This is a genomic window from Ottowia flava (assembly GCF_008017535.1).
In the GTDB taxonomy this organism is placed as follows: domain Bacteria; phylum Pseudomonadota; class Gammaproteobacteria; order Burkholderiales; family Burkholderiaceae_C; genus Ottowia; species Ottowia flava.
The window spans coordinates 13,821-31,690 of sequence record NZ_VRUA01000001.1 but is presented as its reverse complement, the minus strand read 5'-3'; the positions used below and the strand labels follow the sequence as shown (position 1 = coordinate 31,690).

The 17,870-nt window shown below is 66.0% G+C and carries 9 protein-coding genes; 1 reads left to right on the top strand and 8 read right to left on the bottom strand.

Annotated elements, in window-relative coordinates:
* Positions 1–89: 89 nt before the first annotated feature.
* The 3 genes from FVQ98_RS00105 to pbpC all read right to left on the bottom strand — a co-directional run bounded on the left by FVQ98_RS00105 (position 90) and on the right by pbpC (position 6,486).
* Positions 90–2,318, bottom strand: coding sequence for an IPTL-CTERM sorting domain-containing protein (locus FVQ98_RS00105; RefSeq protein ID WP_147911392.1), 2,229 nt, complete (start codon positions 2,316–2,318; stop codon positions 90–92).
* A 413-nt stretch (positions 2,319–2,731) separates the two neighbouring features.
* On the bottom strand, positions 2,732–4,123 hold the full coding sequence (gorA, locus tag FVQ98_RS00100; RefSeq protein WP_147911391.1) for a glutathione-disulfide reductase: 1,392 nt from the start codon (positions 4,121–4,123) through the stop codon (positions 2,732–2,734).
* 155 nt (positions 4,124–4,278) lie between these two features.
* Positions 4,279–6,486, bottom strand: a complete 2,208-nt coding sequence (gene pbpC / locus FVQ98_RS00095; protein WP_147911390.1) for a penicillin-binding protein 1C — start codon at positions 6,484–6,486, stop codon at positions 4,279–4,281.
* 305 nt (positions 6,487–6,791) lie between these two features.
* Here pbpC and FVQ98_RS00090 point away from each other — a divergent pair, with 305 nt between their 5' ends.
* On the top strand, positions 6,792–7,439 hold the full coding sequence (locus tag FVQ98_RS00090) for a GAF domain-containing protein (protein WP_147911389.1): 648 nt from the start codon (positions 6,792–6,794) through the stop codon (positions 7,437–7,439).
* A gap of 206 nt (positions 7,440–7,645) precedes the next feature.
* Here the strand turns inward: FVQ98_RS00090 and FVQ98_RS00085 are convergent, their stop codons facing one another.
* The 5 genes from FVQ98_RS00085 to FVQ98_RS00065 form a co-directional block, all read right to left on the bottom strand.
* Positions 7,646–13,597: an alpha-2-macroglobulin family protein gene (locus FVQ98_RS00085; protein WP_147911388.1), complete on the bottom strand. Its 5,952-nt coding sequence runs from the start codon at positions 13,595–13,597 to the stop codon at positions 7,646–7,648.
* A 188-nt stretch (positions 13,598–13,785) separates the two neighbouring features.
* Complete coding sequence (locus FVQ98_RS00080; protein WP_255507580.1) at positions 13,786–14,865, bottom strand: IS5 family transposase; 1,080 nt, start codon at positions 14,863–14,865, stop codon at positions 13,786–13,788.
* 197 nt (positions 14,866–15,062) lie between these two features.
* Entirely contained in the window at positions 15,063–16,487 is a 1,425-nt protein-coding gene (locus FVQ98_RS00075; protein WP_147911386.1) for a DUF2142 domain-containing protein, read from the bottom strand.
* A 27-nt stretch (positions 16,488–16,514) separates the two neighbouring features.
* Positions 16,515–16,805 (bottom strand): DMT family transporter, encoded by a 291-nt coding sequence (locus FVQ98_RS00070; protein WP_255507551.1) that lies wholly within the window; start codon positions 16,803–16,805, stop codon positions 16,515–16,517.
* A 59-nt stretch (positions 16,806–16,864) separates the two neighbouring features.
* Entirely contained in the window at positions 16,865–17,860 is a 996-nt protein-coding gene (locus FVQ98_RS00065) for a glycosyltransferase family 2 protein (protein ID WP_147911384.1), read from the bottom strand.
* Positions 17,861–17,870 lie beyond the last annotated feature (10 nt).

The following is a 17,870-nucleotide window of genomic DNA, read 5'->3' as shown; positions in this document are numbered from 1 at the left end:
CCCATCAGCGCAGGCAGCTACCCAATCCATAGCAAAGCAAAGGGTCCGCAGGCCCTTGGCTTAGTCACCTCAAGTTACCCGCTGCTGCCTCAGCGCCCCCCGCCGCGCAGCGCAGCCCCCACCGGCCAGCGGCGCAGCCCCAGCGCGCCGATCAGCCCGCCCAGCAGGATCAGCGCCCACTGGCCTAGCGTCGGCACCGCTACCGGCACGGCCGCTAGCAGCACCGGGGCGAACGGGTCGATGATCACGCCGGCTGCGACGGTTTCGCTGTCGCCCGCGCCATCGTCGTCCAATAGGTAACTCACCGTCCGGCGGGAAGCCGACAGGTTCAGCCCCGGCGGGGCAAACCAGGCCTGTGCAGCGCCCGCGGCCGGCGGGCCCCACTTCAGCAGCACCAGGCCTGCCGGCAGCGGCTCAGGGTAGGTGATCGTCACCGTCAGCGTATCGCCCGCGCAACCACTGGCGCGCAAGGTGAAGGCGCCATAAGGCAGCGTCGCCCCCGGGTGCAGCGCTTGCAGCTCCGCCTCGGCCGCCGCACCGGGCGAAGCCACAAAGCCCGTGGCCGCCGACGTGTCCAGCGTGCAGGTGGCGCTGCCACCCGTCACCGCCACACCACCGCTGCCCGTCATGCCCGGCACCGGGCCCGTCCAGTCGGTCTGAGCGGTGAACGTCAGCGTCTGCGACACATCCTCGGCCGGTTGCCACTGCGCATTGCCCGCCTGGCGCGCCACCACCGTGCAGGTGCCTACGCCCACCATCGTCAGCGTGGACACGGCTGGATCGGCCAGCGTGCACACGCCGGCCGGGCCGGCGCTGTAACTCACCGGCAGGCCAGAGCTGGCCGTGGCGGCGCCGAAGGCCACGCTGCCGCCCGGCACCAAGGGCCGGCTGGCCGGGTTGGGTGCGTGGAAGGTGAGAGTTTGGGGCGACACGGCGCGCAGATCGCCCGAGAGGCGGGCCACGAAACCGTCGGCGATACCCTTGAGGACCCTCTGCGCCCCATCCTGGGGGCAGGTGGGGGTTTGCGCGCTGGACGCGATGGTGCTGCCGGCGGCGCAGGGCAGGTTGGTGGAATAGGTATAGCCGCCCACGATCACCTCAAAGCTGCCGTCGCTTTGGGGGGCCACGGCCAGGGCGGTGATGAGGTCGTAGCCTCCGCCCCCCAGGTAAGTGCTCTGCCGCAGGGTGCGCAAGTCGCCCGAGAGGCGGGCCACGAAGCCATCCCAGAGGCCGCCCTTGTAGACCTTCTGAGCCCCATCCTGGCGGCAGGTGGGGTTGAGCGCGCTGGAGGCGGTGGTGCTGCCGGCGGCGCAGGGCAGGTCGGAGGAGGTGGTATAGCCCGCCACGATCACGTCAAAGCTGCCGTCGCTTTGGGGGGCCACGGCCAGGGCGGTGATCCGGTCGTCGCTTCCTCCCCCCAGGTACGTACTCTGCAGCAGCGGATCGATGGTCAGGGGGTACGCCGGATCGTGCGCGCCCAGGGTAAAGCCGTAGCGGGCGCTGGCGGAGGTGCGGTTGGCATGGATGGCTTTGGCGGCTGGCTTGCCGCGCTGGCCCGCCTGCTTGTCCAGCAGCGCATAGCGCACTGGCACCGGCACGCGTTGCCCCTCGATGGTCTGCCAGGCCACGGGCGGGGTGTAGGCCACATCGCCGTTGCCGGTGCTGGCGATCAGGCTGCCGTCGCTGCCCAGCGTCAGGGCTTGGGCACCACCGACTTGCAACTGGATCTGGCGCGCATCGGCGCCGGGGGCGACGTGAAAGAGCTTCTCCACGTTGTTGCCGCGCGCGGCCAGCTCCAGCGCGATGCCCGGCCAGGCCTGGCCCATCTGGATGCTCTGGTAGGTGACGCTGTGGTAGCTGCCTTGCGGCGTGAAGCGGCTGACCTGGGTGGCCGCCTGCTGCTGGCCCTGGGGCGACAGCGGCAGTGCGCCCACCAGCGTCTCGCTCAGGCGCCAGCCGGGGCCGCGCTCGGTGGGCTGCTGGCGCTCCTTGGGCAAATCCGACGTCTTGGCCGCGGCCGACTCAAGCACCTTGCCCGGCAAGTCGTAGACGATGCGGCCATCGCGCATCACCACCACGTTGCCGGCAAAGGTCTTGGCCAGGTAGGCCACGCCGGCATCCCACTGGCCGGTGTTGGCCTCAAACGGCACGCCCAGTCCGCCCAAGGCCTTTTGCACCTGTTCGGTGCTGGGGGCAGACGACGACAGGGCCGCGGCCGAGGTGGTCGAAGTGCCGGCCAGTGCCAACAGCAAGGCGGTGGCCATGCGATGCGAGCGGCGCGGCAGGATCTGGCTCAAAGACGAGGGAGCGAGGTGCATGGTGTGGCGCCAAGGGTGAGCAGCGAATCCCCGGGGGCGGGGCTGGCTTGTATACATACGTTACCCACCCCTATTCCAACTTTTGGTGGACGGTCTTGTCTATCTTTGAGTTGGCATTGACGTGACCGCCATGCCTGGGAAAAACCCTTGGTTGGGTGCCAATTGACCTGGCATCGCGGATGAACAGACAGCGCAGGGTGCGCGTGTGGCCGGCGCGGGGTGGCTGCGGCCGGGGGCGAACCAAGAAACTAGAAAAGCACCTGAATCACGGGGGCGTATCCGTCGCCCGGGTGCGCGACCCACCCCCGCTCAGGTTGACCCGATGGCGGGGGTGCGTTGACCCGACCGAATCGCCCATCAAGGTCAAAAAGCGGCTTCAGCCCCCGCCAGACGAGCGCAGGCAGCTATGAAAATCAGAGCCTGGTGACTTCGCGCAGCGTGACGAACTCTTCTGCCGTGGTCGGGTGGATGCCCACCGTGCGGTCGAACTGCGCCTTGGTCGCGCCGCATTGCAAGGCGACGGCAAAGCCTTGCACGATCTCGCCGGCCTCGGCGCCGACCATGTGCAGGCCCACCACGCGGTCGGTCGCCGCGTCGACGATCAGCTTGACCAGCGTGCGCTCGGTGCTGCCGCTCAGCGTGTGTTTCAGTGGCTTGAAGTCGCTGCGGAACACGCGGATGGCGCCGTACTGCTTGCGCGCGTCTTCCTCGCCCACGCCCACGGTGCCGATCGGCGGGTGGGTGAAGACGGCGGTGGGGATCAGCGCGTAGTCCAGCGGCTCGCGCGCGGGCTTGCCGGGCGCGGGGCCGAACAGGTGGTCGACCAGCACCATGGCTTCACCCAGCGCCACCGGCGTCAGGTCTTTGCGGCCGATGGCGTCGCCCAGCGCGAAGACGCTGGGCACGCTGGTGGTGAAGTGCTCGTCCACCTCGATGTGGCCGTTCTTGGTCTGGCGCACGCCCACGGCGGCGAGGTTCAGGCGGTCCACATTCGGGCGGCGGCCGGTGGCGTACAGCACCACGTCGGCGTCCAGCGTGCTGCCGTCGGTCAGGTGCAGGCGGCGCGCGCCGTCCGCCAGCGCTTCGATGCGCTGCACGTCGGTGCCGGTGCGGATCTGAACGCCGGCCTTGGCCATTTCGCCCGCGGTGAAGGTGCGCACCTCTTCGTCAAAGCCGCGCAGCACCTGCTCGCCCCGGTACACCAGCGTCACCGCCGCGCCCAGGCCGTGGAAGATGCTGGCCATCTCGCAACCGATGTAGCCGCCGCCCACCACCACCAGGCGTTGGGGGAAGGTGGGCAAGTCGAACACGTCGTCCGACACCACCGCCAGCTCGGCGCCGGGCAGGTCCGGCTTGAAAGGCGTGCCGCCGGTGGCGATCAGGATGTGGCGCGCGGTCACGCGCCGCTCAGGGCCCGCGTCCAGTTGCACCGCCACCGCGTGCGCGTCGACCAGGCTGGCGTGGCCCTGCAGGCGCTCGGCCCCTGCACCGGCCACGATGCCGTCGTAAATGCCGTTCAGCCGCGTGATCTCGGTCGCGCGGTTGGCCTTCAGCGTCGCCCAGTCGAGCGTCGGCGTGCCCGGCAACTGCCAGCCAAAGCCGCGCGATTCGGCAAAGCTTTCAGCGTAGTGCGCGGCAAAGCTGTAGAGCTTTTTGGGAATGCAGCCCACGTTCACGCAAGTGCCGCCCATGCGCCCGCTTTCGGCCACCCCCACGCGCGCCCCGCGCTGCGCCGCAAACCGCGCCGCCCGCACGCCGCCGGAGCCGCCGCCGATGATGAAAAGGTCGAAGTCGAAGTCGGACATGAAAAGCGCCGCAAAGCCTGGGAAAAAACCCAAACGAGTGTAGGCCGTGCGCGAAAACGGCGCGGCCAGCGGGCCTTTCGTTCGTGTGCTGGAAGAAGACAGACAGGCCGATGGGCTTGCTCGCTCAGCGGACGAGCGAGCGGCTCCTCGGCGCGTCAGCGCGGTGTGCGGCGGGCGTCTGGCGCTTTGACGGTGGCGCCCCTGACCTCCACCCGCCTTTCATCGTGCACACGCCCTTGCGCGTCGCGCAGCTGCACGGTGTGGCGACCGGGCCAGGGGAGCCATTGGGCGCGTTCTCCGCGGCCGATTTCGCGTTCGCCGATCCACCAGCGCAGCTGGGCCGGGGGGGCGCTGCCGGCTTCGGCGCTCAGGGTCAGGCGTTGGCGCGCGGGGGGGATGTCGGGGTCGAGCGCGAGGGTGGTGCCGTCTTGCGGGGCGGTGATGCGCGGGGCGATGGCGTCGTCGCTGGCGCTGTTCCCAATTGAATTTTTTGAGCCTTTTGGGCCACTGGCCCTAGAGCCATCTGCGCGGCCAGCTTCTGATTCGATAGCAAATAGCGCCTGCTGCGTGCCGGGGATGAACCATTCGCTGCGCGCCGCCTCCAGCCCATTGCCAAAGCTGACGCGCTGCGCAACCACGCCAGCGGGCGGGGTGGGGGCGCGCGATGGCGCGGCGCCGGGGCCGTGCAGGGCGCGCATCAGGGCGGCCCAGACGGGCGCGGCGCCGCTGGTGCCGCTGACGTCCCACATGGCGGCGCCGCTGGCGTTGCCGACCCACACGCCGACGGTGTAGCGCTGGCTGTAGCCCACGGCCCAGTTGTCGCGCATGTCCTTGCTGGTGCCGGTCTTGACGGCGGTCCAAAAGCGCGTGGCCAGCAGCGAGTCGGAGCCGAAGGTGGGCGCGCGGGCGTTGGTGTCGGCCAGGATGTCGCTGACGATGAAGCTGGCGGCCGCATCCAGCACCTGTTTGAACTGCGGCGCCGGGCCACCCGGCAGCAGCGCCGTGAGGCTGAAGCGCCCGTCGTTGGCCAGCGCGCGGTAGGCGTTGGTGAGCTGCAGCAGCGGCATTTCAGCGCTGCCCAGCGCCAGGCTGTAGCCGTAGTAGTCGCCGCCTTCGCGCAGGCCGATGCCCAGGGCGCGCAGCTGGTGTGCAAACGCGTCGGGCGACACCATGACCAGGGTGCGCACGGCCGGCACGTTCAGCGACGACGCCAGTGCGGTGCGCGCCGACACCCAGCCTTTGAAGCGCCGGTCGTAGTTCTGCGGGATGTACAGGCCGCTGCCGGTTTGCAGCGCGGCGGGGGAATCGTCGATGAGCGATGCGGCGGTCAGCCGCCGCTCGGCAATCGCCTGCGCGTACAGAAAGGGCTTGAGCGTGCTGGCGGGCTGGCGCGGGGCCAGCACGCCGTCGACCTCGGCAGCTGCACTCAAAGCGCCGGTGGAGCCGACCCAGGCCAGCACGTCGCCGCTGGCGTTGTCCAGCACGACGACGGCGCCGTCTTCGACGTTGCGGCCGTGTAGCTCTTTGACGTGCTGCGTCAGCGTTTGCAGGGCCAGGCGCTGCACGCGCGCGTCCAGCGTGCTGCGCAGGCTGGCGGGCAGGGGCTCGCCCGCGTGGGCGGCGCGCCAGGCGGCCAGCACGCGGCGCGCGGCGTGGGGCGCCACGCCGTCGCTGGGCGCAAAAGCGCGGCGCGACAGGGCCATCTCGGTCTGCATGTCCAGCGCCACGCAGTCGACCTGGGCCTGCGGGCCGCGCATGTCCTTCAGCACGCCGCAGGCGCGTTCGGCCACCAGGGCCGGGTGGGCATTGGGGGCGCGCACCAGGGCGGCGGCGATGGCGGCTTCGTGGTCTTGCAGGCCGTGTGGCGCCTTGGCGAACAGGGTGCGCGACAGCGCGTCGATGCCGACCAGCTCGCCGCGGAAGGGCACGAGGTTGAGGTAGGCCTCCAGGATCTCGTCTTTGCGCCACTGCGTCTCCAGCCGCGTGGCCATCACGGCCTGGCCGATCTTCTGGCGGATCGACCGCCCGCCCGTGCCCAGGCGCAAATCGTCGTCCAGCAGGCCAGCCAGCTGCATCGTCAGCGTGGACGCACCGCGCGTGCGGGTGTGCCACAGGTTGGCCCACGCGGCGGCGCTGACGGCGCGCCAGTCCACGCCAGCATGTTCGTAAAAGCGCTTGTCTTCCGACAGCACCAGCGCCTGGCGCAGCGCGGGCGATATGCGCGCCAACGGCACCCAGTCGCCTCGGCGCACGCGGGTGTCGGTGCGCAGGCGCTGCAGGGGCTCGCCGCGGCGGTCGAGGATTTGCGTGTCGGACGGGCGGTGTTCGGCGCGCAGGGCGTCGAAGGTTTGGGCACCCGCCATACCGGACAGCAGCCAGCCCAGCAGTGCCGCTGCGACCAATTTGCGCGCGCGCGTAGAAGCGGCTGGGCGCGCACCCTTCACTGCATGAATGTCATTGCGCACATGCAATTGGGTGAATACACCCCTATGTAGTTGTCCCCACCACGAGCAATGGAATGCTTCACGGCCGTGGGGCCATTGCGAAGGGGCTGGCCCTGTAAAAAAACGTAAGGAATAATCGCACACGAAAGTCACCATTGCGCCTATAGGGGGTTGCCAACCGCATACCCCAGACTGCATCCATCATGTTCGATTGGCTGGTCAAAATGCTTCGCCGCACCCCAGTGGAGGTGGGCCGCGGCACGCCTGCGCCGATCGGGGATGCCGAAACGCAGTTGTTCGCGCCGGCGCCACCGGCACCGCGGGGCGCGGCCGGCGCGTGGGAGCCGACCGTGTTGCTGGCCGACTTGGCCGATGGCGCGGACGGCGCACGCGACGAGTCCGAGCGCCGCAGCCTGGCGCTGCTGCAGGCGCGCGGCATGTCGGCCCTGCAGTACGTGGCCGAAACCGCGGCGCGCATCTGTGAAACCCCCATCGCCGCCGTGTCGATGATGGATGGCGAGGCGGTCTGGTTTCAGGCCATCGTCGGCGCGGAGCTGAAGAAGCTGGCGCGCGACGCCTCGTTCTGCACGCACGCGGTTGGCGGGATGCCCGACGTGCTGGTGGTGCCCGATGCCCGGGCCGACGCGCGCTTCAACCGCCTTGCCCTGGTGAACGAGCCGCCCTGCATCCGCTTCTATGCGGGTGCGCCGTTCATGACCGCTGGCGCCGTGTCGATGGGCGCCGTCAGCGTGGCCGACACCGTGCCGCGCGACTTGACCCCGGTGCAGGTGCGCACGCTCGAGTTGCTCGCCCGCCAGACCGTGATGTTGCTCGACGCGCGCATGCGCAACGAGGAAGTGCCCGCGCGCTAGGGGCCCGGAGAAGCGTACGCGGCGGCGCCAGAGGCCCAGGCGCGCCGCCAATTCAGCTACCAAAAGAAGAGCTGCTTGCGCAGGTGGCTGTAGGGCTGAGGGCATGAAACGCCTGGAATTTTTACAGGCACACCGTCTTCGGCTCCAGCGGCGCTGGCCTGCGCCCGCGGGGCGGCGGTGCGCCCCCGGCCAGGCCGCTGAGGATGTCACGGCAGCTTCACCGACAGTCGCGCATTCGGCGCCTCGCCGTACATCTCGGGCGCGTACAACGCTTCAACGCGGGTCGGCGGCAACTGAAAGCTGCCGGCGTTGTTCAGCCGCACCGTGTATTCCAGCTTGGCCGTGCCCTTGGGCAGGTACTGGTAGTACGCGCGGAAGGCTTCGAAGCTGCGTTCCTCGAACGCGGGCAGGGTGGTGCGGCCGATCTTCTCGCCCAGCGTGGCCAGGGTCGAATCGCGGCCCAGCCCGCCGCCCAGGATGGTGGCGCCGGCGGGGATCGGGTCGCTGACGGCCACCCAGGTCATGTCGCTGGCGCCGGTCACGTCCAGCGTCACGCGCAGCACGTCGCCGCGCGAGTACTGGCCTTCGGGCAACTGCTTGTTGGCCTGTTCCACCGCGGTGACGGTCTTCTTGATCTGGTAGCCGGCGGAGAACGGCGCCTTGAGCGGCACCGCGGCCAGCGCCTGCAGCGTGAGCCAGGGCTTGCCGGTGCCGGTGTGGGTGACGGCCAGGGTCGCATCGGCCCCGGTGGCCCAGGGCAGCAGCGCCCGGTTGTTGGTCAGCGTGTCGGAACCCGCGGGCGCGCCCGTGCGGGTGCTGGCCGGGGCGCCCTGCGCGTCGGCCGCGGTGCGCCGCGTGACCTTGGCCCAGTCGATGTCGGCCGAGGCGCTGCCCAACGTGGCGCGGGTGCTGCCGGTGACGGGTTCGGACTCGTGCTGGCGCGAGAACTGCTGCAGGGCCAGGCCGCCCCACAGGTTGGCGGTGGTCGTGTTCCAGGCGCCGTTCTGCTGGCGCGCGATGAAGCCGGTGACCAGGCGGCCCAGCTCGTCCTTCCAGGCCGGGTTGTCCATCACCGTCAGCAGCAGGCGCGCGCTGTTGACGTCGCCGCCGGCCATCAGCCACCACCAGTGGTCGTCCTTCTCGGTCGAAAAGCCCAGCCGCGTGCCCTGCACGGTCAGGCGCGTACGCAGGATCTGCTCTGCTTGTGATAGCTGGTCGCGCTGATTGGGTATGCCCTGGACGCGCTTGAGGATGTTCATCCAGTCGATCAGCGCGCTCGTCGGCCACTGGTTGGGCGCGATGGTCAGGCTGCTGAGCATGCCCGGGCGTGCGGCGCCGTAGCGCGACAGCGCCTCGATGGCGGCGAGCTTGCGCACGTCCAGGTCGTCGCGCGGCGACCAGTGCTTGCGCTCGATCTTGCCTTCGACAAAGCTGGCCAGCCCGGCCAGCATCTGCGCGCGCGCGGCGTCGGGCAGGGTGAAGCCGGGTTTCAGCTGCGCGGCCTCGTGCGTGGCGGCCAGCAGCCAGGCGGTGAGGGTGTCGCTGCCCTGGTGCGTCTCGCCGCCGCGCGGCGGGAAGTAGTAGGCCAGGCCGTCTTCGTCCAGGTAGCCAGGCAGCTGCGCCGTGGTGCGCTGCCACAGCTGGTCGTCACCCAGACCGATCGCCTTGCTGGCGGTCTGCTCCAGGCAGCTGTAGGGGTAGCGCGCGAACCAGTCGCGCACGCCGGGGAGGCCGTCAGCCAGCTTGGGCTGCAGCGCGATCTGCACGCCGCCGCGCTTGGCGCCGCCGGCCGGCAGCGCGTCGGCGGGTGCGGCGACGGCCAGCGAGTAGGGCGCGGCCAGCTGCACCAGCGTGGCCTGGCGCACGGTGAGCGGCACCGCGGGCACGATGCGCTGGCTGAGCTTGAGCGCGTCCCGCACGCCGCTGTCGGTGTCGCGCGCTTGCACTTCCCACTGTAGGGCGTCGACGCGGCCGCTGACCGGCTGTTCGGGGGCAGTCACATCCCACTGCACCTCGCGCGCTTCGCCTGCGGGGATGTCGACGGTCTGGGCGGCCAGCTCGATCAGGCTGGCGCGCGGTGTGACTTCGACTTTCATCGGCTTGGCTGTGGTGTTGCGCAGCGTGAGCTGAGCGCGGAACTGGTCGCCCTCGCGCACCAGCGGCGGCAGCCCGCTGATGATCTGCAGGTCCTGCGTGGCGCGGATGGTGGTCTGGCCGGTGCCGAACAGGCCCAGGCCTTCGTCTGCCACCGCCACGATCTGGAAGCTGGTCAGGCTGTCGTTCAGCGGCACCTCGACCACGGCGCTGCCCTGGGCGTCCAGTTTCAGGTGCGGCTGCCACAGCAGCAGGGTGTCGAACAGCTCGCGCGTGGGGCTGCGGCCGCCGCCGTCACCGCCCGTGGGCACGGCCTTGCGGCCGTAGTGGCGCCGGCCAACGATTTCCATCTGCGCGGTGGCAGTTTCCACACCCCAGGCGCGGCGCTGCATCATGGCCTCAAGCAGGTTCCAGCTGCGGTTGGGCATCAGTTCGAGCAGGGCTTGGTCGACCGCGGCGAGGGCGACTTCGGCACCCGCAGCGGGCTGGCCGTCGGGGCGCTTCACGGTCACCGTCACGCGCGCCTTGCCGCGCACGGGGTAGCGCTCCTGATCGGCCTTGACGGCGACGTTGAGCGCGTGCTGGGCGGTGCCGATGCGGATTTCGGCCATGCCCAGGCGGAAGGCCGGCTTGCTGAGGTCGACCAGCGCGGTCGGCGCGACGAAGTCCTTGCTGTCGTGCCAGAACGCCTGCCACCAGGCGCGTGGCGACTTGTAGCCCCAGGTGAAGAAGCTGTACCAGGGCACGTCGTACAGGCGCCCACGCAGCGCCAACACGCTGACGTAGACGTTCGGGCCCCAGGCCGGGTCGACCTTCAGGCTGACGGTGGGGTCGTCGCCGCGCAGCTCGACCACTTCGGTGTGCAGGATGCCTTCGCGCTCGACCGCGACCAGGGCCGTGGCCTGGCGGAACGGCATGCGCACCTGAAAGCGCGCGGTGTCACCCGGCTCATAGCTCTTTTTCTCGGCCAGCACGTCCATGCGGTCGTGGTTTTCGCCGCCGAACCAGAGTTCACCCTGTTGCGTGACCCAGACCGACGTGGCGGCCTGTGCAGCATGGCCCTGCGCATCGCGCGCGTTGACGACCAGTTCGACCTCGCCTGCCTGCGCGAGCTTGACATCGCACACGACCAGGCCGCGCGCGTCGCTGGTGCCGGTGCAGACGGTGCCCAGGTCCTTGGTTTCGGTGCGGTTGTCGTAGGTGTAGAAGCCGCCGACCATGCGCTTGCGGCTGGTGGTGGTGGTGCGGGCCACGGCCTTGACGTCCAGCGGGACGCCGGCGATCGGCTTGCCCTGCAGGTCGAGCGCGACGGCGTGCAGCTTGGCCGCCTGCTCGGTCGAGGCCCAGCGTTCGGCCTTGATGCCCGGGACGACCGACGCCGGCCACAGCGTGCGCGTGCCGCGCAGGGTCTGTATCTCGCCATTCGGGTCCGCAAACGTGGCCTCGATCAACAGATCGCGCGGGCGTGGCGAGGGCTTGAGGCCCTGAATGGTCAACTGGCCCTGGCCATTGCGGTCGAGCGTGAGCGGCAGCTTGTCGGCCACCACCTGCTGGTCTTCCTGGGCGGTGCTTTCTTCTTCGCCATCGCCGCCCTGGGGCGTATCGGCAGGTCGGGGCGGCTCAAAGCTGAATTCGTCGTAGTCTTTGAAGTTCACGCTCTTGTTGCGCGTCAGTGCCGACACGCGCACCGGCAGCGCGCCGGCTGGCCCGCCCGACACATAGCTGACCTGCACCTGCGTCGGTACGCTGCTGGCGGATACGAGCGGCTCCTTCGACTGTGGCCCAACGCTGCCCTGAAGCACCGGCAGGCGGAATTCCTCGACGCGGAATTGGCCGGTGGCGATCTCCTGCGGCATGTCGTTGCCGGCTTCGCCCTGCGCGGGCGCGGGCGTGCGCAGCGAGACTTGGTAGACCCCGAGCTTGGCCGCAGGCGGGATGGCCATCGTGCTTTCGGCGCTGCGCCCGCCGCTGGCGGTGGCGCGCCAGGCAAGCGGCTGGGTGAATTCCTGTCCGCTGCCGACGTGGGTGATGACCAGCGTGGCTGGGCTGGCCTTGGGCAGGCCGAAGCCGGCGCTGGTTTCGGTGCGCAGCACGTGTTTCATCGACACCGTTTCGCCGGCGCGCAGCAGGCTGCGGTCGAACACCGTGTGGGCGCGCAGGTTAGGCAGGTCGTCGCGGTTGGTGGGCACATTGAAGCGCCAGGGCTCGATGCCGCTCTGCCACGACGACCAGGTGAAGGCCATGTCCTGCGCACCGGCGTTGTCGGCCCGTGCGCTGACGAAGTACGCCTGCTGGAAGTCGCCGACGTAGTCGCCGTCCTGGCCGCATTGCGGCGCCTGGGCCGCAATCCCCTTGAAGCGGGCAATGCCCTTGGCGTCGGTGGTGGCGGTGGCCACTTCCTTGCCGGCGCAGGTAGACACGCGCACCGCCGCGCCGGCCACCGGCTTGCCGGTGTCCAGCGTGGTGACCCAGGCCAGCGCGTTCTCGCGCCCCAGCTTGAAATGCACGCCCAAATTGGTGACCAGGGCAGAGCTGCGCACATACATCGTGCGCTGGGCGCCATACTTTGGATCCAAGAGCGAGCTGCCCAGGCGCTGCGAGGCAATCTCCACCACATGAAAGCCCGGCGTGAGCGGGATGCCCACCACCTCAAACGGCCGCTCGCTGCCACCCGGTGCAGGCGGCAGCGCAAGGCGCTGGACATCCGGCGCGCCCTGCAGCAGCGACACGCTGCGCGCCTCGATGTAGTCCTCTGTTGGCTCGCTGACCGGTTTGGGAAGCATCTGGCGCACTTCGGCCGCCGCGACCTTGCGCGGCACCATGAACTGGTCAAAACGCTGCACCCGCGTGAACCAGGCAATGATCTCGGCGTCGCTCTGCGGTTGCACGCGACCGATCTGCAGGCCTTGGGCGGCCAGTGCGGGCTCGACATAGCGCAGCGTCACAGGCATCAGCGGCGTGCTGTTCTTGCCTTCGGCAAAGCGCTCGACCACGCCGAACGGGGCGGCGGCGAACTTGGCCAGCGGCGGCAGCGGGGCGGTCGCGAGCGACATCGGAAAGCCCGAGGCATTGGCCAGCGCGCGGCCGCTGGCGTCCTTGAGGTCGGGCGGCAGGCTCAGCTTGAGCGCGGTGCGCTCGGGCAGCGGCGCCGGAAAGCGCACTTCGTCAACCAGGGCATCGGCGTCGAGGCTTTCGTCAAACACCGGCCGGTACTCCGCCTTGTCCGCGCGCAGGCGCACCTCGCCAGCCAGGCGCCGAGGCACCGGTGCGCTGAAGCGCAGCGTGATGGGACGGATCGGCATGCAGGCCGCCTGCGCGTTCTCGCGCTCGCACGTCATGCTGGCGGTGAAGGGCTCACGCACCTTGAAGGCGTAGCGCTTTTCCACGTGGTTGATGACGCCGCTGGGCGTGGCGACGCCTCTGCCGTACACCAGTTGCACGCGGCTGGCGGGTGTCAGGCGGCGATTGCAGGACAGCGTCACATAGCGACCCGGCGCTTTCTCGGCCTCAACCTGCATGTGCAAGGCCTTGAGCAGCACGGTGCGCGGCTCGCCGGTCACCATGCGCACCGGCACCTGCTCACCTAACCCGTCGACCTGACACCACAGATTGTTCTGCAGGCTTTCCGTCGTGGCGGCGCCGTTGAGCCGCAGCACGAACACCTGGTCCTCTTCGATCGGTTGCGAGGTCGACGGCGTGACGCGCTGAACAAATGGACCGCCAGTATTAAATTGATAGCTGCTTGCGCTTGTCAGTACTGCGCCAGAGGCCGATTTGAACCCAGAAATCGGTTCAACCCGACAGCGCACGCCCGGCGGAAGGTCGGCCGCAAAGTCGTAGACCCATTCGCGCGCACTGTTCCATCGCGCCTGCCCCTTGGACGCCTCGGCATTGTCGCAGCTGACACTGAACGGCGCCGGCGCCTTGGGGTCGCCGAACTTGACCACGTCGTCGCTGAATTTGGCCACCACTTGGCGAACGGAGGCGACTTCGCCCTGGGGGGTTAAGGACGTGGTTGTGAAAGCAGAAGCCGATGACGCGCCCAGCAAAAACACAAAGGCCATGCCCGCGGCGCGCCGGCTTGAGATGAATGTCCGAATCAAGCACACACTCCTCAAATTGACTAAAGGGGAAGCTCTCACAACCCTATAAATTTCCGCCCAATTCAGAATGCGAGGCTTCAACCACACAGATCCCGCGATTTGATTGAATTTTGCGCAATTTCAGGCCTTTTCGGCCCCCTCTTTGCGCCTTACGCTGCCTTCAGACGCATCTGCATCTTTGAGGGCTTGGCTTTGTAGAACGCATCCACCTTGCGATCGAGGAACGATGCCAGGCGCTTCAAGTTGTAGCAAGCGGCCATCAGGGTCATCGTTGTTGATGCGCGGACTTGTCCAATCGAGCGCACGAACTTGCCCCCCATGTGGCGGATGCCTGCAAACACATGCTCGACCTTGGCCCGCTTCTTGGCGATGCGCTGGTTGCGCCTCTTTTGGCAGTCGGAGAGCGGCTTGCCCGCTTGGGCTTTGCGTTGCATGCCGTCTTTGAAGCCCAGAACCCTGAGCATTTCCCGGCGCTGTGCGCTGGGGTAGGCTTTGTCTGCGTTCACTTCTTTGCCGGTGTTGTGCGGGTCCAGCACCTCGTCAAAGTGGTGCCCATCGTGCTCGCTGGCGGTGCCCGTGACAACGCCCCGGATGAAGCCATGTTTGTGATCGACGCTCACGCTGAGCTTGTAGCCAAAGTAGCTCTTGCCATGTTTCTTGGTGTGGGTGGCGTCGGTGTCTTTGTAGCGGCGCTTGGTGTCACTCCAGTCGGGCTTCTGGCCTGAATTGAGTTGCTCACGCTCATCCTTGCTGATGCGTTGACGAGGCGCTGGCACCAAGGTGGCATCAATGGCTTGACCGCCTCGGGCGATGTAGCCATGGCGGTGCAATTGGGCATCGACCCCTTGCAGCAAGGCTGTTGCCCCCTGCACACCAATGCGCTCGCCAAAGCGCCAGATGGTGTTGCGGTCAGGGACATTCATGCAGTCTTGCAGCAGGCAAAAGCGCTGGTAGCTCATACGATCCAGCAACTGGTACTCCATCTGCTCGTCTGAGAGGTTGTACAGGCGCTTCAAGACCAGAATGCGCACCATCACCTCAGTGGGATAGGCGGGCCGCCCGCCCTTGCGGCCATCGCCACGCAGGGTGAAGGCATCGACCAAGGCAGCCAGTGCGGTGAAGTCGATGTGCTGAGCAATCACCTGCAGCGGATCGCCCCCTTCGTCGATCTTGCGTTTGCGTGAGGCTTCGGAGAATAGATCGAACTTCAGGGCGCTGCGGGGGGTGATCATGAGGTCAATTTATCGCAGTCTGGGGTCTGCTGGAACTATGGGGAGGTTTTGAGAGGTGCCCAAAGGTGCCATGCATTGTTGGCACGCGATGGCAATATAACGTCGGACAGTCGGAACATCGCCGCTAAGTGCAGGGAGGGCTGGGCCACTTTGCTCCTAAACCAGACGCAGTGCCCTTGCGTGCAGCTTTGAGCTCAATAGCGTCCAAACGGTGACGTGCCGAAGTAGCGCATCAACAGCTCTACCAGCGAATAGACCGAGTAGGGAATGAAAAGTGTCAAGAGCACCAGTTCAGAACTCTTATATTGACGTACTCCTGCCGTGATAGGCCCCAAGGAACAAGCCGCCAAAACTGCAACAGGGATCAAGTATCTGCCTTGTATGCCGTCGATCAAGAGCGTAGGGTAGGTGTTGAATCCGACGGCCAGGGCGAAGTAGGCAATCAATACGCTGCACATCGCCATCACGATGCCGCTTGCACGAATCCCGTCGTAAGCCTTTCTCCAAGGAAGACCTGCCAAAATCGTCACCACGGTACCGGCATACAGAAAGCCATAAATGTTCCTTGTTTTGGTGGACGAAAGCGGCGCATCCGACCATCCCAGCAGGCCAACAAAACCTTGTTGGACAAACTTGGCGAGCGGCTCGAAGTGCCAGGTCCTCCATAATGCGGAAAAAAACTCTCCAGGGTTCTGTAGATAGAGAAGAATGATTTCTTGGGTCGAATGATGCCGTTTTAAAAATGTTTGCCCGGACACGCTTGCGGCATAAACTTGCCAGCCCAGAACGCACACCACCAACGCTGTCAGCGCTGCTAACCGACGCCAGGTGAAGCGGTGATAAAGTAAGGACAGAGGAATCATCAGCGTGGTGAGCAGGTGCGTGCGCGTAGTACAAAGGATGAATACGATCCCGTAGAGAAACACTTCGTCGCGCAGGCGGCAACCGTCTGGAGATGTAAAGAGCTTGATCCAAAGGCCAAGCAAAAGCAGTAAAAGTGCCGCGGCCAGACCATCGACAGTGGGGGCGGTCCACTGAAAGAGCGACATGGGCGTCAAGAGCAGCATCAAGACGAGCACATTGGGTCGCCAAAAACTACAGGCAAAAAATGCAAGAGTAATCGAGAGTCCCGCTACAAGGGCCCGAGTGAGTTCGTAGCTGGCCAATAAGTTGAGGTTCAGCTGGTTTGAAATCCAAATCCCCGCGGCATGTGGGATGTAGATGAATGGCGTGTAGTAACCAGTGCCTCCTGCATTGGCCAATACCATTTTTCCGGACCAATCGTGGTTTTGCGCGATGTTCGACACTGAAAACCTAGCTGAACCGTTATCATGCTCTGTTCCGTAGAAGGGCCGCGACCGTGCGCCGTACTCTGCGAAATCGGCAAAGTCGTTGTTGACGAATCCGCTGTCGCGAATATTGGGATCAGTGGAAGGCTGCAGCAGGATCTGGCCGTTGGCCAGCATCGCCGCCCTAAGCAAATGGACGTTCTCGTCCGGCGATTGAAAGGGCGGAGTCAATCGAATAAACAAGGCCGCACACAGCATGGCGACAATCCACCAAAAGATCAATTGGCGCAAGCCGCGCGGGCTGAGGTGGTGGATCGGCGCCTCTGTCAATTTTTTCTCATTCGTCGAAGGTTTTAATTATTTTGTGCTTGCAAAAATGATAAGCAGGCCAGCAATTAGGAATGCTGTGCCGAGATAAAAACCTTTAGGGAATTGTTCGCCAAACATAATATGGCTCGCCAGTGGGACCAAGACAAATGCCAGAGCCATCATCGGATAAATCTTGCCAAGATCGGCATTTCTCAAGACAAGAACCCAGCCGATGGAGGTAATGCCGTACAGTGCGATGGTGGCGCTAAACCAGGCGAGCGGCGCAAGGCTGAATAGGGTGCCGGCAGAGTTGATCGCATTAGCGGTCAACTTGAACATGAGTTGACCTGCCGCGATGCCCAGAACGCAGATCAATCCCAAAAAATATACTGAAAAGCTCATTTTAAACCGGTTTTTTTGCGGATCGCAAGGGATCGAAAGATGGGCCTCTGCGGTTGATTTGCAATGTCGGCGCCCAAAAATGCCAACAGAAGCTGCACGCCTAGAATCAATGGCAGGGCTGCCAACATGACCGTTCCCGCGGTCGATGCGATGTTGTTTTGAACAGCAGATATCCAATGCGTAATACCGAATACTAGGCCAAAAAGGACCATGGCGATGCCCAAGGGTAATTCAAGCGATGCAAGAGAAAGATCGCGGAGATAATAGTTATAGAAAATTCGACGGAAAAAATTGGAGATGTGCTTTTTGAGAAATTCAGGGAGAATTTTCTTGATTTTCAGATTGCTTTCCTCATCCCCGTAGTTGGCGTCCATTGGAATGTCGACCACCAGCGCTCGCAAGGTGTTGAGCCGAAAAAGCATGTCAGTTTCAAAAAAATACCGACGGCTAACCTTGTCGAAAGGCAGGTGGCTGGCTACACGCGCTTGAATGGCCGTGTACCCATTGGTGGGATCGAACAGACTCCAGTAGCCCGTCGAAAATTTGCTCATGAACGAGAGCACGGCGTTTCCGAACTGCCGCGTGCGCGGCATCTGGTGAAGTTCGTCCAGATGGAAGAATCGGTTGCCCTTGGCGTAGTCCGCGTCGCCCGCGATCAGCGGCGCAATGAACTGCGGCAACAGCGCCGGGTCCATCTGACCGTCGCCGTCGATCTTCACGATGATGTCCATGCCCTCATCGATGGCAGCCTGATAGCCGGACAGGACGGCGCCGCCCACGCCCTGATTCTCGGCATGAAAGATCACCCGGACCCTGTCATCGGTGTTCTGGCCTTCAACGAATTCACCCGAGCCGTCCGGGCATTGATCGTCCACGACGTAGATGCGGGAGACCTCCGAGCCGATGCGCGCGATCACGTCCATCACGTGCCGCTTGACCTTGTAGCTGGGGATGACGACCGCGACCTGGGGAACTGCTGTGGCTGGGTCCATCGAACTTCCT